Source organism: Hymenobacter cavernae (assembly GCF_014641455.1).
GTDB lineage: Bacteria > Bacteroidota > Bacteroidia > Cytophagales > Hymenobacteraceae > Hymenobacter > Hymenobacter cavernae.
In genome coordinates, this window is sequence record NZ_BMHT01000005.1 from 270,867 (window position 1) to 293,197 (window position 22,331).

At 52.2% G+C, this 22,331-nt stretch carries 16 protein-coding genes; 8 read left to right on the top strand and 8 right to left on the bottom strand.

Annotation, left to right across the window (positions count from 1 at the left end; translation table 11 throughout):
* Nucleotide 1: 1 nt before the first annotated feature.
* From IEX74_RS14715 to glmM, 5 genes are all read right to left on the bottom strand, one after another.
* A complete protein-coding gene (locus tag IEX74_RS14715) occupies nt 2-6,754 on the bottom strand; it encodes a polyketide synthase (protein ID WP_188814773.1) in 6,753 nt (2,250 codons plus the stop codon).
* Between the two features lie 504 nt (nt 6,755-7,258).
* Complete coding sequence (locus IEX74_RS14720; RefSeq protein WP_188814774.1) at nt 7,259-7,774, bottom strand: PRC-barrel domain-containing protein; 516 nt, start codon at nt 7,772-7,774, stop codon at nt 7,259-7,261.
* An 84-nt stretch (nt 7,775-7,858) separates the two neighbouring features.
* Nucleotides 7,859-8,506, bottom strand: coding sequence for a hypothetical protein (locus IEX74_RS14725; protein ID WP_188814775.1), 648 nt, complete (start codon nt 8,504-8,506; stop codon nt 7,859-7,861).
* Between the two features lie 156 nt (nt 8,507-8,662).
* Entirely contained in the window at nt 8,663-9,844 is a 1,182-nt protein-coding gene (locus tag IEX74_RS14730) for a cysteine desulfurase family protein (RefSeq protein WP_188814776.1), read from the bottom strand.
* Nucleotides 9,845-9,972: 128 nt separating this feature from the next.
* A complete protein-coding gene (glmM, locus tag IEX74_RS14735) occupies nt 9,973-11,367 on the bottom strand; it encodes a phosphoglucosamine mutase (RefSeq protein WP_188814777.1) in 1,395 nt (464 codons plus the stop codon).
* Between the two features lie 175 nt (nt 11,368-11,542).
* Between glmM and mazG the strand changes: the two genes are divergently transcribed.
* From mazG to IEX74_RS14775, 8 genes are all read left to right on the top strand, one after another.
* Complete coding sequence (gene mazG, locus IEX74_RS14740; RefSeq protein WP_188814778.1) at nt 11,543-12,382, top strand: nucleoside triphosphate pyrophosphohydrolase; 840 nt, start codon at nt 11,543-11,545, stop codon at nt 12,380-12,382.
* A 272-nt stretch (nt 12,383-12,654) separates the two neighbouring features.
* Nucleotides 12,655-13,545: a MotA/TolQ/ExbB proton channel family protein gene (locus tag IEX74_RS14745; RefSeq protein ID WP_188814779.1), complete on the top strand. Its 891-nt coding sequence runs from the start codon at nt 12,655-12,657 to the stop codon at nt 13,543-13,545.
* A 67-nt stretch (nt 13,546-13,612) separates the two neighbouring features.
* Entirely contained in the window at nt 13,613-14,239 is a 627-nt protein-coding gene (locus IEX74_RS14750) for an ExbD/TolR family protein (RefSeq protein WP_188814780.1), read from the top strand.
* Nucleotides 14,240-14,259: 20 nt separating this feature from the next.
* Nucleotides 14,260-14,778, top strand: a complete 519-nt coding sequence (locus tag IEX74_RS14755; RefSeq protein WP_188814781.1) for an ExbD/TolR family protein — start codon at nt 14,260-14,262, stop codon at nt 14,776-14,778.
* Nucleotides 14,775-15,623: an energy transducer TonB gene (locus IEX74_RS14760; protein ID WP_229755313.1), complete on the top strand. Its 849-nt coding sequence runs from the start codon at nt 14,775-14,777 to the stop codon at nt 15,621-15,623. Before IEX74_RS14755 ends, IEX74_RS14760 begins: the two co-directional genes overlap by 4 nt.
* 225 nt (nt 15,624-15,848) lie before the next feature.
* Complete coding sequence (locus tag IEX74_RS14765; RefSeq protein ID WP_188814782.1) at nt 15,849-16,676, top strand: energy transducer TonB; 828 nt, start codon at nt 15,849-15,851, stop codon at nt 16,674-16,676.
* A gap of 489 nt (nt 16,677-17,165) precedes the next feature.
* Complete coding sequence (locus IEX74_RS14770) at nt 17,166-18,086, top strand: PstS family phosphate ABC transporter substrate-binding protein (RefSeq protein WP_229755314.1); 921 nt, start codon at nt 17,166-17,168, stop codon at nt 18,084-18,086.
* Between the two features lie 180 nt (nt 18,087-18,266).
* Nucleotides 18,267-19,715 carry a tetratricopeptide repeat protein gene (locus IEX74_RS14775; RefSeq protein ID WP_188814783.1) on the top strand — a complete coding sequence of 483 codons (1,449 nt, stop codon included), beginning with the start codon at nt 18,267-18,269 and terminating at the stop codon, nt 19,713-19,715.
* Nucleotides 19,716-19,798: 83 nt separating this feature from the next.
* On the opposite strand, the gene IEX74_RS14780 is transcribed toward IEX74_RS14775, so the two are convergent.
* From IEX74_RS14780 to IEX74_RS14790, 3 genes are all read right to left on the bottom strand, one after another.
* Complete coding sequence (locus IEX74_RS14780; protein WP_188814784.1) at nt 19,799-20,866, bottom strand: RluA family pseudouridine synthase; 1,068 nt, start codon at nt 20,864-20,866, stop codon at nt 19,799-19,801.
* 74 nt (nt 20,867-20,940) lie between these two features.
* Nucleotides 20,941-21,570: an OmpH/Skp family outer membrane protein gene (locus IEX74_RS14785; protein WP_188814785.1), complete on the bottom strand. Its 630-nt coding sequence runs from the start codon at nt 21,568-21,570 to the stop codon at nt 20,941-20,943.
* A gap of 49 nt (nt 21,571-21,619) precedes the next feature.
* Nucleotides 21,620-22,303: an OmpH/Skp family outer membrane protein gene (locus IEX74_RS14790; RefSeq protein WP_188814786.1), complete on the bottom strand. Its 684-nt coding sequence runs from the start codon at nt 22,301-22,303 to the stop codon at nt 21,620-21,622.
* Nucleotides 22,304-22,331: the final 28 nt, after the last annotated feature.

The window sequence follows — 22,331 nt, forward strand, 5'->3', positions numbered from 1 at the left end:
ACTACAGTTTTATTTGTAGATAACGGCCCGGCTGATCCGGATCCGAAATAAACCAAGCAGGATTTCCTTCCTTGTCCCGACCTAGCTTCGCCCCGGAGATGGGCGGCTGATTCGATGCCGCAGACAGCATCACATCCTTCAGGCTTTCGGCGGTTGTGGGCAGGGCATTGCCTTTGAAGAACCCTACGGCAATCAACTGATTAACGCTTTCGAAGAATAGATTGATGATTAAGTCAATTTCTTTCTCGGTGTGCGCTTCGGTCATAAAGCAAGGGAAACCATCCCAAACGTGAATACCTTTTTCGCGCATCAGCGTGAATAGCAATTCACTGTAGGAAATTTCCTCCTTGAACTTAATCTTCCAGAGCGAGCCAAATTGCGCAACAAAGAAGGGCATCTGTTGACGCTCAAATTCGTTGTTCAGTGTTTCGGCCAGCCGCTCCGCTTTCGCCGTGAGGCTGCGCTGCAAAGCCGGGCCGCGCTCTTTCATGTAAGTCAGCGAGGCTTTGGCGGCAGCCAGGGCCAAGGGGTGCCGCACGAAAGTACCGGCGAAGTACGTAACCCCCGCTTCGGGCACTGAGGCATCGCCGTACTGCCAAAAGCCACCATCCAGGGCATCCATAAACTCCTTTTTCCCGGCAATAGCTCCGATCGAAAGCCCGCCGCCAATTACTTTACCGTAGGTAGCTAGGTCCGCCTTGACGCCAAACAGCGCTTGTGCGCCGCCGGGGTGCATCCGAAAACCAGTAATTACTTCGTCGAAAATCAGGGCTGTTCCGGAAGCTTCGGTAATGGCGCGGAGTTGCTTCAGAAAGGCTATAGGGCGAAACTCTGGGCGTCGGCTTTGCACGGGTTCTACCATCACAGCAGCTAGCTCTGATGCTCGCTCGCTAATGATACGCAAGCTTTCTTCCGTGCCGTAATCCAGAATCAGCATGTTCTGCACGGCCTCCGGCATGATCCCAGGCGCCGCCGGGAACGACTTCAGCTTCTTGGTTCCCCGAATCAGCACCTCATCGTTGATACCGTGGTAAGAACCAGAGAAAGCCACGATTAACGAGCGGCCCGTTACGGTACGCGCGATGCGCATGGCACCTAGCACGGCTTCTGAGCCCGTGTTGCACAAAGCGGCGCGGTCCAGCCCCGTGAAGGAACAAATTAGCTGGCTTACTTCACCAGCTAGCTCGTGTTGCGGGCCAACTTCGAAGCCTTTCTCAATCTGCTCGTTTAGTGCATTTTTGATAAGATCCGGCTGATAACCTAGCATGTTCGAGCCAAAACCACTCAGCACGTCGATGTATTCGTTGCCGTCCACATCCCACAAGCGGCTGCCTTTCGACCGATTCACGACAATCGGGTAGACAATCTCCTTGGTAAGCGGCTTAAAGCCACTTACCACCCTAGGATCTGCCATGTGGGACCGATGCTGCTGAGCGTAGGCTTTGCTGCTAGCCGTTTTTTGGTTATAACGGTACGTGAGCTGCTGTAGGAAATTCTGCTGGGCGCCACTCAACTCGGTGGCTTGCCGCTCGATGCGAGCCGCCGCTCCGAACGGCTTCTTAATTTCAACAGCTTCCTCTGGGGTCAGATCGACCGTTGGCGCCGGAGTTGGCTTGGTGCTGATGCTAGGTACTGGAGCAATTGGCACAGCAGGCACGTTATTTACCGACGCAACGGGCACGTTGCTTACGGGCGTAATTACCTGAGGCACACCTTGCAGCAGGGCTACTTGCTTCGATAAGATGTGCAGTTGCTGTGCGATGAGCCCCAGCGGTGAATCACCGCCCGCCGCCGCTACTGCAACAGCTTGCGGCATCATAACCGGCGCGGCCTGAACAAACACTTGTGAAACAGCCTGTTCAACAACGGGCTGCGTAGCTACAGGCTGCGCGACGGCGTGCGCAGCGGGCTGTGCAATGGGCTGTGCGACAGATACCGGCTGATATGCCTCTGCGGGCAGCTTAGCATCTAGGTAAGAAGTGAGCAGATCGAGCGTGGCGTATTCCTCATTTAATTGACGGAAGGTAAGTGGCAGACCGAACTCCTTCTTCAGCGTCAGGGTGACCTGCGTTAGCAATAATGAATCGAGCCCGATTTCGAGGAAGCTCATATCCGGCGTCACGTCATCCATCTCAATACCAGAGGCATCCTCCAGTATTGCTTTAACTTTAGTTAATAAATTACCTTTTCGCATGGCTGTTGGCAGGTGTGTTTCTGTAATAGGTTCCGTTTGTTGAGCAGGTAGTTCGGCGGTAGTAGTTGGCAGCGTAGCGACCTTAGATATGGGGTCAATCCAGCAGCGCTTGCGGTCAAAAGCGTAGGTCGGCAGGGGTACTTTCTTTCTGGTCTGATCGGCGTAGAAGGCTTGCCAATCTGGCTCTAGCCCATTCAGCCACAGCTGACCCAGGGTCCTAAGTAGAGAATGATATTCTGACTGTGTTCCTTTCGGAGCAGCCAAGCAGGCTAGCACTGTCAACGGCCTAGGCCCCGCTTGCTGACGCGCCAGTGTTGAGGTCACAGTACCAGGTCCTACTTCCAGCAGCAATGGTGCGTCCTGCTCCAGGATGGTTTCCAGCGCATCGGCGAACCGTACGGTGGCCCGCAGGTGCGTGGCCCAATAGCCAGGATCAATGGCCTGCGCTTCTGTGAGCCAAGTACCGCTGACGGTGGAAACGATTGGCTTTTGCGGCCGATGCAACGGAATGCTTTCCACTACGCGCTGGAAGTCGTCCACAATCGGGTCCATCATGGCCGAGTGGAAGGCGTGGCTGGTTGCAAGAACCCGGTTAGGAATTTCTTTACCGTCCAGGGTTCTGGCGAAGGTGGCAACATCTTCATCGCGCCCGGCTACCACACACAGCTTAGCGCTGTTGATGGCAGCAACCGACAGACTGGCCGGCATGAACGCCATAATGGCCTCCGCTTCCTGGCGCACCGACAACATGCTGCCGCGGGGTAGCTCACTCACCATTTTCCCGCGGGTTGCAATGAGTAATAGTGCGTCGGCCAACGTGAAAACGCCTGCCAGATGAGCAGCTACAAACTCCCCGATGCTGTGCCCGCAGAAAATTGACGGTGTAATTCCCCAACTCATCCACAGCTTCGCCAGCGCATACTCCGTAATAAAGAGCGCGGGTTGAGTATAGCGCGTGTTTTTCAGCCGCTCTTCGGCTTCGGAATTGCTAGTTTCGGGGTAGATAATTTGTCGTATATCTGTACCTAGGTGGGCCAGCAGCAGCTCCGCGCACTCATCGATAGCTTGGCGATAAACTGCTTCGTTCTCGTACAGCGTGCGGCCCATGTTCAGATATTGCGAACCTTGGCCCGGAAATAAGAACACGGTTTCTTCTGGCCTGACTTTGAGGCTGTTCACCTCAGCGGCTGGCACATTATCTGCCAGAAGCTCAGCTGCTAACTCTGTAGTTGTAGCCTCGACTATAAAGCGTCGGTGGTTGAATTCTGCACGGGTGGTATGCAGCGTAAAAGCTACATCTGCCGGCTCTGTCGCCGCATCGTGCTGAAGATGATTGGCTAATAGCTTGCCATAGGCTTCACGGCTTTTCGCCGATTTTGCCGACCAGGTAAGTAGTTGTAGAGGGCGGCTGGGGCTTGTTGTAACTTCTTCATATTTAGCTTCTTCCAATACCACGTGCACATTCGTGCCGCCAACACCAAAAGAACTCACCCCGGCGCGCCGTACCTCGTTCGTCTGCCATGCGCTGAGCTTGGAATTAACGAAGAACGGGCTGTTAGCAAAGTCAATGGCCGGATTGGGCTTCGTAAAACCCAAAGAAGGCGGCAGCTGCTTGTGGTAGAGCGCCAGCACCGTCTTGATCAGGCCGGCGACACCCGCGGCAGCCGTCAGGTGGCCCATATTGCTTTTGATGGAACCTAGGGCGCAAAACTGCGTGGCAGCTTGTTCCCCAAAGGCCATCGTCAATCCTTCAATTTCAATAGGATCGCCGAGTGGAGTGGCAGTGCCGTGCGCTTCCACGTAGCTGATGGAAGAGGCCTCCACCTGAGCGTCGGCAATTGCCATGGCAATTGCGCCAGCCTGGCCCTCGGCATTGGGCGCCGTGAAGCTGCCTTTGTTGCTTCCGTCGTTATTTACCCCTATGCCTTTGATAACCGCGTAAATGACATCACCATCGCGCTTGGCGGCTTCGAGGCTTTTCAGCAGAACCACGCCTGCGCCGTCGCTGAAAACCGTTCCTTGCGCCTCCGCATCAAACGAGCGGCAGTGCCCGTCGCGGCTTAGCATGGCCCCTTCCTGATACAGGTGGCCGCTGCGCATTGGCGCTGTGATGCTGGCGCCGCCCGCCAAAGCTAGCTCGCATTGGCCGTTGCGGATGCTCTGAACTGCCTGCGCAATTGCCAGTAAGGAAGTGGAGCACGCCGAGTAAACACTCACGGCCGGCCCTTTCAGGTTCAGCGTGTACGCCGTGCGGGAAGCAATGTAGTCCTTCTCGTTGGCGGTCATCACCTGAAAGCTACCTAGCTGGTCAATTACTTGCTGGTTGCCAGCCACATTGTGCCAGTAGTAGCTATTGTTGCCGCACCCCGCAAACACCCCAATGCGGCCGTCGTAGCGGGCAGGCAGGTAGCCGGTTTGCTCCAGCGCTTCCCAGGCAATTTCTAGAAAGACGCGCTGCTGCGGGTCCATTGCCTCCGCCAGCTTTGGGTTCAACCCGAAAAAGCCGGCGTCGAATTGGTCAGCAAGCTCAATAACACCGCGCGCTTTCACATAAAGCGGGTCGCTCGTCAGGTGGCTGGGTAATGTGGAATCCAGCTCGGCGGCCGTAAAAAAGCTGGTAGTTTCTTTTCCTTGCTTTAGAACTTCCCAGAGCTTCTCAATCGAATTCGCGCCCGGAAAGCGGCCTGCCATGCTAATCACGGCCACATCTCCTTGGCTGCTAGCTTGCCTTACCTTTTCGAGTTGCGGCTTTGCTTTCCCTCCCGACTGCTGCGCTAAATACGTCGCGATTTCCGCAATTGTAGGGAATTGGTACAGCTTCGTAACCGGCAGACTATACTGGTATTGCTGCTTCAAAGCGGCAACTGTTCGCTGCGCCAGCAATGAGTTACCACCTAGCTCAAAGAAGTTATCATCTAACCCAACCTTATCGATTTCCAGAAGTCTGGCTAGAACTTCGGCAACGTTTTTCTCGATGGCAGTGACTGGCTTACGGTATAAAGTAGCAAGCTCTGGTCTTTTTATTTCCGGCTTTGGCAGTAATTTCTTATCAACTTTTCCACTGGTGGTTTTCGGAAAATCGTCCATCCACACAAAGGCAGATGGCATCATGTAATCCGGGAGCCTAGCTTCAAGCTCACTGCGAACAGCACGCGTATCTTTCTGCTCCGTTGAGGAAATAAGGTAGGCTACCAGCTGCTTCTGGCCGCCTGCCGCTTCTCGCGCCACTACCACGGCCTGCTTGATGCCCGCAATTGCATTGATAGCTACTTCAATCTCAGCCAGCTCGATCCGATAGCCTCGTATCTTCACCTGATCATCCTTCCGCCCGAGGAACTCAATAGTGCCGTCGGGCAGGTAGCGACCTAGGTCGCCGGTCCGATAGATGCGGATCAGCTCACCCTGGGCATTGCTCCAATAGCAGAACTTCTCGCTGGTTAGCTCCGGCTGGTGCAGATACCCTTCCGCCAGGCAAGTGCCACTAATGCAAACTTCGCCGACTTCGCCGTTAGGTAGCTCGTTCAGCTTCTCATCAACGATAAACAGCGCGGTATTGTCGATGGCGGCACCAATCGTGGGCAGCAGCGGCCATTTTGTAGCGTCGCCGGCTAGCTTTAGCTGCGTTACGACGTGGCACTCGGTTGGCCCATACTGATTGTATAAGATGCAGTGCGGTAGCGCTGAAAAAAGCTCCACCAGCTGCGGCGTGATTTTCAGCTGTTCGCCGGCCGTCATTACTTCTTCCAGGCAGGCCGGAAAACGCTGGGCATTTACGGCAGCTTCGGCCAGATATTGCAGGGCCACAAACGGCAGGAAAATTCGGTTAACCGATTCTTCCTCTATAAAACGCAGCAGCCGATCTAGGTCCAGCCGCAGCTCTTCGTCAATGAGCAGCAAGGTTCCACCCGTGCTGAGGGTGGCAAATATTTCCTGGAAGGATACATCAAAGCTGATGGGCGCAAACTGTAAGGTTCGGCTGCCTACCCGCGCCTTTGAATCGTTGTTCTGCCACTGCAATAAGTTGATAAGCGGACTGTGACCCATGCACACGCCCTTCGGCGTACCAGTCGACCCAGACGTGTACAGGATATAAGCCGTCTGGCTTCTCTTCCTGACAATCTGTTGCGGGAAATTATACTCCTTGTCCGTCCGGATAACTTCCAGGCCTATCTCTTTTAAAGCTAGCTCACTGCTGCCTGTAACCAGGCAAGTAGTTAGTTTAGAGTTGGCTATGATCTGCTGAAGGCGCTGCTTTGGATAGCCCGGGTCAATTGGCAGGTATGCCTTGCCCGCTTTCAGAATGGCTATTATCCCGATGACCATCTCCAGGCTTCGGGCGCTACTCACCCCAATAATCTCTGCCTCAGCATCATGGTATAGAATAGCCTGGCTGAGCTTGGTGGCAGCAGCATCTAGCTGCGCATACGTGATGCTAGCTTTCCCGCACACGACTGCTATTCGGTCGCTATTCTCAACAACTACTTGCTCAAATAGCTGCTGGACAAATAAATAGTTTTCCTCTCCACGAATCCTATGATAATCAGTAGTAGATATGTCCATTGTTCTTGGTGTGTATTTGTTTAGGAATGCAGGTGTATGCGTAGTATAGGACCATCAACAGACGTAAACTCCTCTTTATGAGCCCTTAGGCTTTCTGCGCTATATATGAGATCAGCGCCAAAAGATTTTATAAGTCTATTTATAGATATGAAGTTATTAATATTCATTGATAAGTTCAACTATTATGCCACGGAAGCATTCGATCTTTGCTCATGCTATAAATAGTTGTTCTAGCTTTTTACCTGATTATCAATACCTAGCCTCTTGCTTCTAACTAATTATTTATCTCATAACGCAGCAAGCCTGACGCTGCCGACGAAGGCAGAGCCGTAGAGTAGCTTGGCACATCCGGCAAAGAAGAGACTGAATCAAGCTGCAGTATGTAGCAATAAATAGGGGCGGGCTTGAATTATCTGAATAATTCAAGCCCGCCCCTATCTTCAAATAACAACTATTTGCCAAGCGAATACAACCTAGGTATTCGAAGCGTTCTGCTATTTTGATTTATGACAGCGTACGCCGCTGAAAGCTATTGGTAGTAGTTGTGCGCCGCTTTTGGTAGAAACGTCGCTCATCATAAGGGTTCTGCTCGTAAAACTGGTTACCCTGATGCGGTGGCAACAGCAGGTTGAGTGACTTCAGCATGGCTTCTTCGTACTCACGAGTGATTTGAATTTCGATATAGGGTGGATAATCCAGCACGGACTCGCTCGTGAGCGACGGCACAAATATGTTATCACCTTCTTCATCCAAAGCTGCCACCCCGATAGGCAATAAAATATGCCGGTCACGGTCGTTAACATTCAGTGCAACATCTAGCTCAATATCCAGGTAACGTACTTTCAATGCGTCTTCTTCCACAATCAGTTCGTAGACTTCACCGAACTTTTTGCCGTCGCCGCCGCGTACGCTCCAGCCACGCACATCGGGGCTGCCATCGGCTACTTCAAAGTCAGAAAGGTCGCGTAGGCGCCGCAGGTGCATGCCTTCGGCCGAAGGGATAGTCGGAGTAGGTTCCATAGGTAACAGGCAGGCTAGGGTAAGACATGAAAAAAGGTGCCCTGCTAGATGGCACCCTATCGCAACAGCAACAAGCGCTTTGCGCTAGGCAGAAGGTTGGCTCAGTACTTTAGCTATTTCGGCAGCACGCGTGAAAAAGTTGCGTAGCGACTCTAGGTCAGCAGTAGTCGTGCGGCCTGAAAGCTGCAACGCCTGCTCGTTAAGCTCAGCTACGGAGCGCTCCAGGTTCGGATAAGCTTTTTGTTGCATGGCCTGCATAACGGCGGCTGCGGCTACGCAGCCGGGCCGCAAACTGCTATTTTCCTCCTCCAGCCGGCTAGTAGCACTCGTTAGGTTGTCCCGTTTTTCGCTCACGGCATTATCGCGCAGATCTTCTCTGTCGGCGAGATCTATCAGGATTCCGCTGAGCATTCGCAAACCACGATGTCCATAATCCGGCTGCGTCGTTTGGGTGATAGCAAACGAGGCAAGGTCGTCGGGAGTAGCGGCTGGCTCTTGCGCCGCCATCGAGGCCACTGCTTCGTCGGCGGGCAGCGTTGGTCCATCGGAAGGTGAGCTAGTGGCCGTGGTCGCCGGCGCACTATTGCCAGTAGCGGGAGGAACTGGCTGTTCGGTTTCAGAACCGGAGCGAAACAGAAAATACCCTACTATGCCTAGCACAACCAGCAAAAGCAGGATCAGCAGCCACGGGCTAGGTCTGGCTTTTTTGCGTTGAATATTGATTTCAGCCATGAAAGAGAACAATCGAAAGCGTCTGGTAAAGCAATACGAACCCCGACGAAAATAGGTACTCTTTTACGTACCCCTTCGATAAGAGACAAAAAGAAAGCTCCTCTTAACGACTACATGTCAAGGAGGAGCTTTTATAAGAAGGCTATTTGCAGCTGGCTATACTGCCACTTTTCGGTAGAGCTTCGCTAGCTGAGCGACGGCGAAATCCACTTCTGCTTCGGTATTCAACTTACTCATGGAGAAGCGAATAGCCCCGCGGTTTGGATCAGAACCTAGGGCAGTCAGCACGTGCGAGCCGGCGTTGGCCCCGCTCGTACAGGCCGAGCCGCCCGAAACCGAAACCCGGCTGATATCCAGGTTAAATAGCAGCATCTCGCTTATCTCGGAAGGCGGCAGGCTCACATTCAGCACGGTGTAGAGGCTCTTGTCGGCGTGGGCCGAAGTGCCGTTGAACTGCACGTCCTCAATCCCAGCCGTGAGCTGAGCAATAAACCGAGCCTTCAAGCCCTGAATATGCCGCTGGTGGTCGCTCATACCGTGGTAGGCAATTTCCATAGCCTTTGCCAGCCCCACGATGCCCGCTACGTTCTCGGTACCGGCGCGCACATTCCGCTCCTGCGAGCCGCCGTGTAGCAGGGGCTCAATCTGGGTGCCCGCCCGATTGTACACAAAGCCTACGCCTTTTGGGCCGTGCAGCTTGTGGGCCGAGCCGACCACAAAATGCGCTTTTAGCTGCTGCAAATCGTGCGGGTAATGCCCCATCGTTTGCACCGTGTCGGTGTGATAAATGGCATTATAGCGCTGGCATATTTCACCAATGGTCTGAATATCGTTGAGGTTACCTATTTCGTTGTTGGCGTGCATTAGACTCACAAAGGAGCGCGGGTGCGTGGCCAGCAGCTCTTCCAGATGACCTAGGTCGAGCTGGCCGTGCTCGTCGTGGCGCACAAAGCTCAATTCAATACCATCCGTTTTGGCCAGCGCTTCGAGCGTGTGCAGCACGGCGTGGTGCTCAAGCGGCGAGGTAATAGCGTGGCGCAAACCTAGGGTACGGATGCTGCCGACTGCCGCGTAGTTGTCGCCCTCCGTGCCTCCCGAGGTAAAGAACACTTCAGCGGGAGCGGCATTAATAAGGTGCGCAATCGTCTTGCGCGCATTCTCAATGGCGGCGCGCAGCTTGCGGCCGTGGCTATGAATGCTGCTCGGGTTGCCCACATGCTCCAACATGAACGGCAGCATGGCTTCCAGCACCTGCGGATCGAGCGGCGTGGAAGCCGCGTTGTCGAAGTAAACCGCCTTCGGAGCGGATGGCGCAGGAGAACCTAGGGTGGCAGTCATAAGCAAGGAAGTTTAGGACGCTGTATTGTTTGGATAAACTCACCTAACAGCGGCACAAAAATAAAGGATTCCGGCACGCGTGCCGGAATCCTTTATTTTCGGAGGTTCAACCGTAAAGCTGCGGACTGCTAGGCTTTCACAGATATAATTTCCTTGATGTCCGCAATGATCTTGTTGGCCAGGTGGTCAGCGGTAGCATTTGAATCCGACTCGGCATAGATGCGAATGATTGGCTCTGTGTTCGACCGGCGCAGGTGCACCCACTCTTTGTCAAACTCAATCTTGACGCCATCAATCGTATTGATCGGCTGCTTGGCATAGCGCTGCTGCATCTGCACGAGCACCTGATCGGTGTTGATTTCGGGCGTCAGCTCAATCTTGTTTTTCGAGATGTAATAGCTAGGATACGTAGCCCGCAGGCGCGTCATCGTCAGCCCAGACTTAGCCAGGTGCGTCAGGAACAAGGCAATGCCCACCAAGGCATCACGGCCGTAGTGTAGCTCCGGAAAGATGATGCCTCCGTTGCCTTCTCCACCGATGATGGCCTGTGTTTCCTTCATCATGTTCACTACGTTCACCTCTCCTACCGCAGCCGCGGCGTACTGGCCGCCGTGCTTCTCCGTCACGTCGCGCAGCGCGCGGGTACTGCTCAGGTTGCTTACGGTGTTGCCGCCGCCGTGCTGCTTGAGCACATAGTCGGCCACAGCCACCAGCGTGTACTCCTCCCCGAACATAGAGCCATCTTCGCTCACTAGCGCCAGCCGGTCTACATCAGGGTCCACCACAATACCTAGGTCGTAGCTTCCTTTTTCCAGCACACGCGCAATGTCACGCAGGTTTTCAGGCAGCGGCTCGGGGTTGTGAGCGAAGTCGCCAGTTGGCTCACAATACAGCTTCTCGACTCTTTCTACGCCCAGTGCTTCCAGCAGCAAGGGCACCGCCAAGCCACCACTAGAGTTAACGCAGTCGATTACCACCCGAAAGTTTTTGGCCCGAATGGCTTCTACATCAACCAGCGGCAAAGCCAAAATAGCTTGCACGTGCTTTTCCAGGAAGGTGTCGTCGGTAGTGTACTTACCTAGCTTCGTAACCGGCGCAAACGAGAAGGCTTCGGTGTCACCCAGGGCCAATACCTGTTTGCCGTCCGTATCCGAGATAAACTCTCCCTGATTATTGAGCAGCTTCAACGCGTTCCACTGCTTGGGGTTGTGCGAGGCCGTTAGGATGATGCCGCCGCCGGCTTGCAGCGCGGGCACTGCCAGCTCTACGGTAGGCGTCGTACTCAGACCTAGGTCGATAACGTTAATTCCCAATCCTTGCAGGGTAGCGGCAACCAGCTTGCTCACCATTTCGCCCGAAAGACGCGCATCACGCCCAATAATAATCGTATTGTTCTGCGTAGTCGAAAGTACCCAGGTCCCGAAAGCTGCCGCGTATTTCACTACGTCGATTGGCGTTAAGCCTTCACCGGCCGCGCCGCCTATAGTACCCCGAATACCCGATATAGATTTGATAAGTGCCACAAGGAAGGTCGTTTTTGAACGCACAAAAGTAAGCGAAACCTACTTGCTTCCCTACGACAATAACGTCGTCTGCATCTTGCAACTCGTGTGTTTCGACTGGTTTTCGCTGGTTTTGAGCCTTTCCTCCTTACTGAAACGAAGATTTATGGCCTAGCAATGTTGTATATTTGGCTTTATGGAAAATACGCTGTCTAATCGACGCCCTCAGCAACTGGCTGCTTTCGGCCGGCTGCTTGATGTCCTTGATCGTCTTCGTGCCGAGTGCCCCTGGGATCAGAAACAAACGATGGCCAGCCTGCGTCATCTTACCATCGAGGAAACCTATGAGCTTTCCGACGCCATCCTCCGCGACGATCTTTCGGACGTTAAGAAGGAGCTAGGTGACGTTATGCTGCACCTCACCTTCTACGCCAAAATAGCCTCCGAAACGGGCCACTTCGATATTGCCGACGTACTGAACGCCCAATGCGACAAGTTGATCTTCCGCCACCCGCACATCTATGGTGACACGAAAGTGCAGAACGAGGAGGATGTCAAACGCAATTGGGAGCAGATCAAGCTGAAAGAGAAAGGTAACACCTCTGTCCTAGGTGGCGTTCCTACCTCATTGCCAGCCTTAGTGAAAGCCATGCGAATTCAGGAGAAAGCCCGCGGTGCTGGCTTTGACTGGGAACGGCAGGAGCAGGTATGGGAGAAAGTGCAGGAAGAGCTACAGGAATTCGGAGAAGAGTTTGCGCATACCACTCCCACGCCCGCAACGCAGGAGCGCGCCGCAGCCGAATTTGGCGACCTTCTTTTTTCGCTTATCAACTTTGCTCGCTTCGCCGGCATCAACCCGGAAGAAGCACTTGAGCGCACAAATCGGAAATTTATTCAGCGTTTTCAGTATCTTGAAACCGCAGCAGCCCACGACGGGCATCGACTCGCTGACCTGACACTTTCCGAGATGGACAGGTACTGGGAGCAAGCTAAACAGGTCCCCTCCATCCAGAGAGATTCTTCTTCTGAGAACTAGATTTTTTGAAGTCACTAACCCTTTTACGGCGTTTAAACCCATATTTCATTTGGCAGGCAGTAGGTTTTTACTTAGGTTTGCCAAGGCTAGCCTCATTGTGGAGTATGCCCGGCACACGAGCAGACCTACGTTTTTCAGCTTCTTAAATGAAGTAACCGTATGGGTGAGCAGGGCAGCTAACTCTCGTGAGCTAGCACGCTTTAATTCATCTTTTTTCACCCTCAGTTCAAGTTAATTCACCTTTCACCACCAAACCCTAATTCTCCGGAACAATGGAACAAAAGAATGCCATCAACAAGAATGCACGGCCCGCTGCTGCCTCAGCTCCTAAGAGCGAAGAAAAAGGTGGTGGAGCTGCATTCGCCGCCATCGTTATTCCACTGGCTTTTGTAGTTGCCCTTGTACTCTACAAATTTGTTCTAGGTAACGGCGCTAACTTCCAAGGAGGTAACAACGAAAACTTGCCGCTCCCCGGCAACATCCTAGGTACCATTTATGCTGGAGGGTTCATTGTACCAATTCTGCTTACGCTTCTCATCTTGGTAATTACTTTTACCATCGAGCGTCTGCTGACAATTGGCAAAGCGAAAGGTTCTAAGAGCATCGAGAGCTTCGTACGTTCTATCCGTCAGAAGCTGAATACCAATGATGTTAATGGCGCCGTTGCGGTATGCGACCAACAAAAAGGCTCAGTAGCCGCTGTTGTAAAAGCTGGTCTGCTAAAGTACAGAGAGATGGAGCAAGATCGTGTAATGGAGAAAGACCAGAAAGTATTGGCGATCCAGAAAGAAATTGAAGAATCAACCGCTTTGGAATTGCCTATGCTGGAGAAGAATCTAGTTATCCTTTCTACCATTGCTTCGGTAGCTACTCTTGTCGGTCTACTAGGAACAGTATTTGGTATGATTCGCGCCTTCTCTGCCCTTGCTAATGCTGGTGCTCCTGATGCCGCTGCTCTTTCTACTGGTATCTCGGAAGCTCTCATTAACACGGCTTTAGGTATCGGTACCTCGGCACTAGCTATCGTTGCGTATAACTACTTTACAAGTGCTATTGACCAGCTGACTTACAGCATCGACGAAACTGGCTTCAGCATTATTCAGACGTTTGCTGCTCAACATGGTGAAACGCACCATGGCGCAACGGAAACTTATAAGGCTTAAGTTGCGGTTTACGCACTAAATCCTTAGTTCTATCCGTTTCTGAATCAAATTCTTAATCACGCCAGAAATGCCTAAAGTAAAACCTCACAGAACGTCCCCTTCGTTGGATATGACTCCGATGGTGGACTTGGCATTCCTGCTGGTGACCTTCTTCATGCTCACTACTAAGTTCGCACCGCAGGAAGAAGTGGTCGTGGACACACCAGCATCAACCTCTGAAATTCGCTTACCTGAAAGTCACGTTATCATCATTTCTGTTGATAAGGACAAACGGGTATTCTTCGGAATGGATGATGCTAAGCCTAAGGCAGACATGCTAGCCCGGGTAGGCACGAAATTCGGAGTCACGTTTGATGCTAACCAAGCAAAGAACTTCTCTAACATTGCTAGTTTCGGCGTACCCGTACAACAGCTTCCTGACTTTCTAAGTCGCGACACTGAGCAGCGCAAAGCCATTAAGCAGCCTGGTATTCCGATTGACTCGGTTAATAATCAGCTGACTGAATGGGTGATTGCCGCTCAAGGAGCTTCTTATAGAGCTTTCGGCAAGCCGGCCTTTATTGCCATTCGTGGTGATGGTGCTGCTGACGTACCAACAGTGAAGAGAGTCATCAAGCTTCTGCAGGACAAGAATATCAATCGTTTCAACCTAATTACGGACCTGGAAGGCAAACCAGGTGTAGCTGGGAAGTAAACTAAACCCGACCGCAGACAATGGCAGAAATCCAACAACAAGCCGACTCCGGTAAGGGTGGAAAGAAGCGGGCTAAGAAAATGTCGACCAAAATCGACATGACACCTATGGTGGACTTAGCCTTCCTTCTTCTCACCTTCTTCATGCTGACTACCACCTTCAGCAAGCCGACTGTCATGCAGCTTAACATGCCTGTTAAGCCCAAAGAGAACGAGCAGCAATCAGAAATTAAAGCATCGAATGCTTTGACTATTCTGCTTGGTGAGAACAACAAGGTGTATTATTATGAAGGCTTGGTAGATGCCACTTCCAAACCAGAGTTGAAACTCTCTAGCTACGCTGCTAACGGTATCCGTCAAGTATTGCTAGCTCATAAGAGTAACCCTGACTTGGTGGTATTGATCAAACCGGCAGATAAGTCTTCTTATAAGAACATGGTGGACATCCTTGATGAGATGAACATCACGAACCAGAAGAAATACGCCCTGGTAGACATAGCCAAAGAGGATAACGATCTAATTAAAAGTTCAGCGCTATGATGGACAACGCACAATTAGCCAAGGCATCTCTCGACGACATTGTTTTCGAGGGACGTAACAAAGCCTACGGAGCTTATGTACTTCGGCGCTTGTACGGCAAAAACGTTACGCGCGCCCTGCTGATTTCAACGGCTCTCTTCTTTATCGGAGTAAGTTTCCCGCTTATAGCCCGAATGCTGGCTCCGGAAGAGAAGATTGTAGAAAAGCCCAAGAACCTTAAGGTGAATGAGCTTATGCAGCCACCGCCTTTGGACCCGGCTACGCCGCCACCGCCACCGCCACCGCCACCGCCACCCTCGGCACCCCCACCCCCACCTCCCGTGGTGTCAACCATTAAGTTTACACCTCCTGTTGTGAAGCGTGATGAAGAGGTTCGCAGGGAGGAGAAAGTGCCAGACCAAGACGAACTGGAAGGCAAGCAAATCGCAACTGAAACCGTAAAAGGTAATACAGATGCGCCACCACCCCCCGATTTGAATGGTCTGGAAGGTGGTACTGGCTCTGAACCAGTAAAAGAGGTAGTAGAAAACAAAGTCTACACTTACGTTGAGCAGATGCCGGTGTTCCCTGGTGGTAACGATGCTCTTCTTGCTGCTATTCAGAAGAACACGAAGTATCCGCCACTTGCTTTGCGTAACCAAGTAGAAGGCAAGGTATTTATCACCTTCGTTGTAGGTCCAGATGGCGCTGTTTCTGGCGTAACTGTTCAGAAAGGCATTGGCTCAGGTTGCGACGAGGCCGCTGTAGCAGCTGTTAAGACACTGCCCCGCTTCACACCTGGTAAGCAAAATGGACGTGCTGTAAGTGTATCGTTTACAGTCCCTGTAACATTTGCTATTAAGTAAGTAAGCTTCTCTACCGAAGCTCTTGATAGCAGCAATAGGAAGCCCGAATTGAGCCTAGCTTAATTCGGGCTTTTGCGTTTGAAATTTTCAACACCAATCATACTATTATGAGAATATAGTGCGTTGATGTTCTGAAAGCCAGGGCGAAGCAGGTTCATTACTAAGACAGACAGGGCTTGAGTATGCGTGTCGCAATTATCCATTCACCTTTAGCTCATATAACGCATGACCCTTCTCAACTTGCTTACCGCCACTTTAGACGACATTATTTTTGAAAGGCGCAACAAAGCCTATGGTGCTTTTGTCCTACGGCGCCTCTACAACCGCCACCTAGCAACGGCTATTACTATTGCTTCGGTTCTTTGCTTTTTGCTGGTTGCCATACCAATGCTGGTGCAGCAACTCTGGCCTGCCGAGCTGGCTGCACGTCCACCGAAGGAAGATCCCATTAATCTTACACATATTGTACTGCCGCCTAAGCCAGTACAACCAACTGTACGCTCAGAATCGGTTCATCCGCCGATGGTTCGGGTATTATCGCAGCCAACTGCACCTAAAGTTGTGGCCAACGATAAAGTCAAGCCAGAGCCAAAGAACATCGAGGTTGCGCCGCCGGTAGTACCCCCAGGGGCAATAGCCGGGCCCGAAGATCTGCCCGGAGATATAGACGCAACAGCCACGGGCCCGGCTAGCACCGCTGGTAATGGTGCTGATACGAAAGAAGGAACAGCACCGGCAGCACCTTTTGTATACGCGGAAGTCATGCCTGAATTCACGGGTGGAACGGAAGCACTCCGCCGCTACATGCAGCGCAATTTGCATTACCCAAGCGCTGCCTTAGCAAATAGCGTTGCTGGGCAGGTATTTGTTTCGTTTGTGGTAAATACTGACGGCTCTATCTCAAACGTAGAGGTTCTCAAAGGCCTAGGTTTTGGTACGGATGAAGAAGCTGCTCGCGTGGTGCGCAACATGCCAGCTTGGAAGCCTGGACGGCAGAATAGCCACGCTGTAGCAGTGCGCTACACCTTACCAATTACCTTCCGCTACGAATAGAAAAGCATAGTACTATTTCGGCGTCTGAGTCATTTAGGTTTTACTCAGCAACGACAAAAAACAGCCTGCTTACTAGTAAGCAGGCTGTTTTTTGTCTTTTTTGCATCAAAATGCGTGGTTGTAGCTATTTATCAGTAGTTCTGGCGAACAATCTACCAGCCTCTACGCGTTATCAATAAAACTCACTAATTTTTCATTTTTCTCACATGTCAGATCGTCCTTCCACCGAAGAGCGTTTAGGCCGGCAGTCTCCCCAGCGTTTGGTTCGCTACTTCGTCATGTTTATGGCAGTGCTCTATTGCTGCCTAGGAGTGTTCATGTGGGTAGCACCGGCAAACATGCTTCCTCTTCAGCCAACAGCGCGGAAGATCCTGAGCTTTGTATTCATATTTTATGGAATCATTAGATTTGTCCGGGCATACCGCCAAATGTCTTCCAGCCGTTATGATGATGCGCGTTAATCTGCTACCTACTGTAGCTTCCCTCTTTGTGGCAGCATCTCTGCTCTCGGCTTGCAACCAGAACCAACCTAGCACGGGAGCCGCGACGGATACGCCTACTAGTGGCGCCATCAGTGTCAGCGTGGATGAGACGTTTGCTCCCATTATCAAGTCGGAAGTTGATACATTTCAGAAGCTCTATCAGAATGCGAAAGTTACGGCTTACTACAAGCCTGAACAGGAAGCTGTGCAGGACTTGCTCGACGACAAAGTGCGGGTGGCCGTCCTATCACGGGAGTTAAATGGGGCTGAAAAAGCTGCGTTTGACCGCATGAAGCTGGTGCCTCGGGCTACTCGTATTGCTACAGATGGGCTAGCTATTATCGTGCACCCCAGCAATCCTGATTCGTTGCTCAGCGTTCCGCAGCTACGTGACATCTTCACCGGTAAAACGCAGCAATGGTCGCAGGTAAGCGGGAAGAAAAACCTAGCTGCTATTAACGTAGTATTCGACGCCAACCGCTCCAGCACAACCCGCTACATTCAGGATTCAGTCACGCGCGGTGCGGCGCTTACACCACGCGCTTTCGCGGCTAAATCGAACTCTGCCCTGCTTGATTACGTTGCTAGTCATCCGAACGCAATTGGGGTGGTTGGTGCTAACTGGATCAGTGACCGAGATGACGCAGCCGTACAGAAGTTTCTGAAATCAGTACGAGTAGTAGGCGTGAGTACCAAAACCGGCGCACCAAATTCCGACGATTACGTTCAGCCTTATCAGGCGTATTTAGCACTGAAAACGTATCCGTTAACGCGTTCGGTGTACGTCATCAGCCGAGAAGCCCGTACTGGCCTAGGTACAGGCTTTACGTCCTTCGTTGCCGGGAATCAAGGTCAACTCATTATCTTGAAATCCGGATTGTTGCCGGCCATCGGCCAGATGCGCGTTGTTAACACGAATAAACTGTAGTATTTCTCTCTCCCCTCACACGCTTTTTCACTAAACCTTTTGCTCATGAACTCCAAGCCCTGGAAGCTTTCGCTCCTCGCTGTCTTGTCTGTTTCAGCTTCTGCTGTAGTCGCTCAGGACGTACAAAGCGCCCGAAAAGCAATCGAACTCGAACAGTTTGGTCAAGCTCGTGCGTCACTATTGAAACAAGGATCTTCGCCCGAAGCCTCGTATGAGCTAGGTCGCCTTTATCAACTGCGTGAAGTACCGGATTCCGCTGCTTACTACTTCAACCGAGTTCCGCTGAACCCGAAAGATGCGTTTACGCTGGTAGCAGCTGGCCGCGCAGCATTAGCTCAAGGCAAAACCGCTGAAGCCGAAGCTCAGTTTGATAATGCCGTAAAAGCCAGCAAAGGCAAAGACGCTAAGATCTACACCCTCATTGCGCAGGCTTACGCTGAGTCGGATGTTAAGGACGTTACAAAGGCATTGACCTACGTTGAGGCTGCCCAAAAAGTAAACAAGGGCAAAGATGAGCCAACGCTGATGATAGCGCGCGGTGACATCTACCAGAAAACGGATACGGGTGGCGGCGAAGCCATGAACAGCTACGAGCGCGCCACGATGGCTGACCCAAATAACGTAACCGCCTACTATAAGAAAGGCGAGTTGAACGTCCGTTCGCGCAACTACAACGAAGCCCGGACTAACTTCGAGAAAGCCGTTAGCCTTGATCCGAATTACGCGCCAGCTTACCGCGACATGGCCGAGATGTATTATTTCGCCGGTCAATATCCGCTGGCACTGGACACTTTCAAGAAGTATCAAGGTCTTGCTGAGCATTCGCCCGAAACGGATGCCGAGTACGCTTCTTTCCTCTTCCTGACCAAGAAGTACCCGGAAGCACTAACTGAAATCCAGAAAGTGCTGGCCAAAGAGCCGAACAACGTTGCAATGAACCGTTTGCAGGCGTACTCGCTGTACGAAACGGGCCAGAACGATCAGGCACTGGCGGCTATGGACAAGTACATGAAGATGGTGCCAGCCGATAAGCTTATCAAGGATGACAACATCTACTATGGCAAGATGCTGTCGAAAGCTGGTCGCGACGATGAGGCTATTGCCGTGATGAACAAGGCTATCCAGGCTGATCCGAAGAATGCTGGTTCTATTCAGTCTGAGCTAGCTGCTGTTTACGCGCACAAAAAGGACTACCCAAGCGCTATCAAGGCTTTCCGGGCCGGTATGGGCACAGGTGCTCCGGCTCTCACGGATATGGTGTTGCTGGGCCAGTACTACTCATACAACAATCAGTTCGACAAAGCTGACAGCCTTTACAGTGCTGTGGTAACGGCTCGTCCACAATACGTGCCAGGCTACCTGATGCGTGCTGGCGCTAATGCCAACCTTGACCCGAATATGGAGAAAGGTCTGGCGAAGCCCTACTACGAGAAGTACGTTGAGCTGGCAAAAGCAGATCCTACCCGCTACAAAGCTGGTCTGCTGCAAGCCTATGACTACCTAGGTTTCTATTATTTCCAAAAGGGTGACAAGGCATCTGCTCTCCCCTACTACCAGCAGATGCTGGCCCTGGACCCAGCCAACTCCAAGGCCAAGACCGCAATAGCTTCAATCAACAGCAAGAAATAATACTTCGCTGCCTAGCTTTGCATTGAAAAAGCCCGCTACGTACGTAGCGGGCTTTTTTGTTTTTGTCGCAAAGTGAAACCTAGCTATTCAGCAGGGCTTTCAGCGTACAGTTCCCACTTAGCCAGCACGGCCTGAAAGTCGGCTGGCAGCTCAGCTTCGAAGTGCATGTGCTCGCCGGTAACCGGATGCACGAAGCCGAGCGATTTGGCGTGCAGTGCCTGTCGAGGCATTAGCTTGAAGGCATTCTCCACGAAAGCCTTGTAAGAGCCATTAGGCTGCCCGTACACGATCCGGTCGCCGCCATATGTTGCGTCGGAAAAGAGCGGATGCCCGATGTACTTCATGTGCGCCCGAATCTGGTGCGTACGGCCTGTTTCGAGGTTGCATTGCAGCAGCGCAACGTGCTGAAACGAGCGCAGCACCTTGTAGTGCGTCACGGCTGCCTTGCCCTGCTCGCCATTTGGATACACAGCCTGTATCTTGCGGTCTTTGATGCTCCGCCCGATGTGGCCGCGAATAGTACCCTGCGGCTCTTTCGGTACGCCCCACACCAAAGCTAGGTACGTTCGCTCGATGGTATGATGAAAGAACTGCTGGGACAGGTGCGTCATCGCCCACTCCGTTTTCCCGATGACCAACAGCCCAGAAGTGTCTTTATCGATGCGATGCACAAGGCCCGGCCGGATTTCCCCATTGCGCCCTGTGGGTAAGTTGCTCAGGTGATACGCCAAGCCATTCACCAACGTACCATTCCAGTTGCCGAATGCCGGGTGCACCACAAGGCCAGCCGGCTTGTTCACAATCAGCAACGACTCGTCTTCGTAGCGGATATCCAACTCCATCGGCTCCGGCACCACTTTAGCTTCGCGGGGCGGCTCGGGCAGCGTAATGGTAATGACATCAAACGGCTTGATACGGTAGCTCGACTTAACCACCTTGTCATTCACCTGCACCGCTTCTGCCTCAATAGCGTTCTGGATTTTGGTGCGCGATGCGTTCGGCAGCCGATTCAGCAAAAATTTATCGAGCCGTAGCAGCTCCTGACCCTTGTCAACCCGGATGCGGTGATGCTCATAGAGCTCATCGCCACCATCGTTATCATCCTCTTCAGGCAGGTCATCAGGAGCAGGAAGTAGATCTATTTCGGACATGAAAGTAGAAGTATTAAAACAAGAAAGCCGGAGCGCAGGGCTCCGGCTTATCTGGCAGAAAAAGCAAGTGCTACTTATTTCTTCTTGGTTTTGGTCTTGGTAGCTCCACCAGTCGGAACGGCTGGCGTTGAAGCAGGAGTCGTAGTAGCTGGAGCTGCGGCTGCCGTAGGAGCGGCACCCGGTGTAATACCCATCTTCTTTAGTACGAGGTCCGAGATGTCGCCATCCTTCGGGCCGTGCAGCAGCACAGGGCTAGCGCCATCCGAATTCAGAACGTAGGTATAGCCATTTTCGTCGGCTACCTGGTCAATGGTTTTCTGGAGCTTGTCGAGCGCTGGCTTCAGCAACGATTGCTGCTTTTGCTGTAAGCTTTGGTCGGCACTGCGCTGAAACTCCTGAATCGAAGTTTGCAGGCCAGTTAGCTCTTTCTCTTTATCAGCCCGCACGACTTCTGTCATGGCAGAAGCACCTTTCTGATAGGCTTCGGCTTTTGTCTGATAGTCGCTGTACTTGCTCTTCAGCTGGTTTTCCAGTTGCGTGCTATACGTCTTCAGCTGCGACTCAATCTGCTTGCTCTCGGGCATCTGGCTGAGTACGTACTCCACGCTGGTGTATCCGATTTTCAGCGGAGCCTGAGCCAGGGCAGCAGTAGACGTGACGAAAGTGAGAGCGGCCGCGGCTAGGGCAAGGCGGATTTTGTTCATAGGTGTCATTAAAAAGAAAACAGTCAAAGAGTTGATTTATAATACAAAGTTAATTCTTTCCGCCACTCGCACGCTGTCCGTTCAGCGAGCGGGCAGCTTTGGGGGCTGAACGCGGCGCTGGTTCGGTCTCCGTTTCGGCTGCGTCGCCGGCCGGTGTAGGTGGCGTTTGCACGGTCCGTACCGTTCCTTTCTGGCCGGGTTGGTTCCGTTCTTCGTTGGCCAAACCTAGCTCTTCCAACACAAACTCAGTGTAATCGTGGACCGGGTTGGTGTACAGCATCGTCAGGTCGCCCGACTTATCGAATACAATGGCTAGCTGCTTTTTCTTCGCGACTTTCTCCACGGCTTCGAATACCTGATCTTGCACGGGCTTGGTTAATTCCTGCCGCTTCTTGAAGAGTTGGCCCTCGTAACCGAAAATCTTGTTCTGATACGCCTTGATTTCCTGTTCCTTCTTCAGAATCTCATCCTGCCGTTTTTTCTTCATCGGCTCGGTGAGTAGCACTTCTTCCGCTTGGTACGTCCGGTAGAGCTTATCGAGGTCTTTCTTCTGACTCTCAATGTCTTTCTGCCAATTCCCAGAGAGTGTATTTAGTTCCTGCTGGGCCGTTGAGTAAGCCGGAATTTTGCTAAGAATGTATTCTGAGTCTACGTAGCCGAACTTCTGCGCCTGTGCCGCAGGAGCTAGGGCACACAACAAAACCATTGATAACAGCGAAAGAAGCTTCTTCATAGGAGAAAGAGAACGTGACGTTGTCGAT

Bases quoted from the DNA above. Each gene is read 5' to 3' on its own strand.
- IEX74_RS14780 (WP_188814784.1), bottom strand. From the start codon at position 20,866: ATGTCCGAAATAGATCTACTTCCTGCTCCTGATGACCTGCCTGAAGAG.
- IEX74_RS14730 (WP_188814776.1), bottom strand. From the start codon at position 9,844: ATGACTGCCACCCTAGGTTCTCCTGCGCCATCCGCTCCGAAGGCGGTT.
- IEX74_RS14760 (WP_229755313.1), top strand. From the start codon at position 14,775: ATGATGGACAACGCACAATTAGCCAAGGCATCTCTCGACGACATTGTT.
- IEX74_RS14765 (WP_188814782.1), top strand. From the start codon at position 15,849: ATGACCCTTCTCAACTTGCTTACCGCCACTTTAGACGACATTATTTTT.
- IEX74_RS14745 (WP_188814779.1), top strand. From the start codon at position 12,655: ATGGAACAAAAGAATGCCATCAACAAGAATGCACGGCCCGCTGCTGCC.
- IEX74_RS14785 (WP_188814785.1), bottom strand. From the start codon at position 21,570: ATGAACAAAATCCGCCTTGCCCTAGCCGCGGCCGCTCTCACTTTCGTC.
- IEX74_RS14750 (WP_188814780.1), top strand. From the start codon at position 13,613: ATGCCTAAAGTAAAACCTCACAGAACGTCCCCTTCGTTGGATATGACT.
- IEX74_RS14755 (WP_188814781.1), top strand. From the start codon at position 14,260: ATGGCAGAAATCCAACAACAAGCCGACTCCGGTAAGGGTGGAAAGAAG.
- IEX74_RS14720 (WP_188814774.1), bottom strand. From the start codon at position 7,774: ATGGAACCTACTCCGACTATCCCTTCGGCCGAAGGCATGCACCTGCGG.
- IEX74_RS14715 (WP_188814773.1), bottom strand. From the start codon at position 6,754: ATGGACATATCTACTACTGATTATCATAGGATTCGTGGAGAGGAAAAC.
- IEX74_RS14790 (WP_188814786.1), bottom strand. From the start codon at position 22,303: ATGAAGAAGCTTCTTTCGCTGTTATCAATGGTTTTGTTGTGTGCCCTA.
- mazG (WP_188814778.1), top strand. From the start codon at position 11,543: ATGGAAAATACGCTGTCTAATCGACGCCCTCAGCAACTGGCTGCTTTC.
- IEX74_RS14725 (WP_188814775.1), bottom strand. From the start codon at position 8,506: ATGGCTGAAATCAATATTCAACGCAAAAAAGCCAGACCTAGCCCGTGG.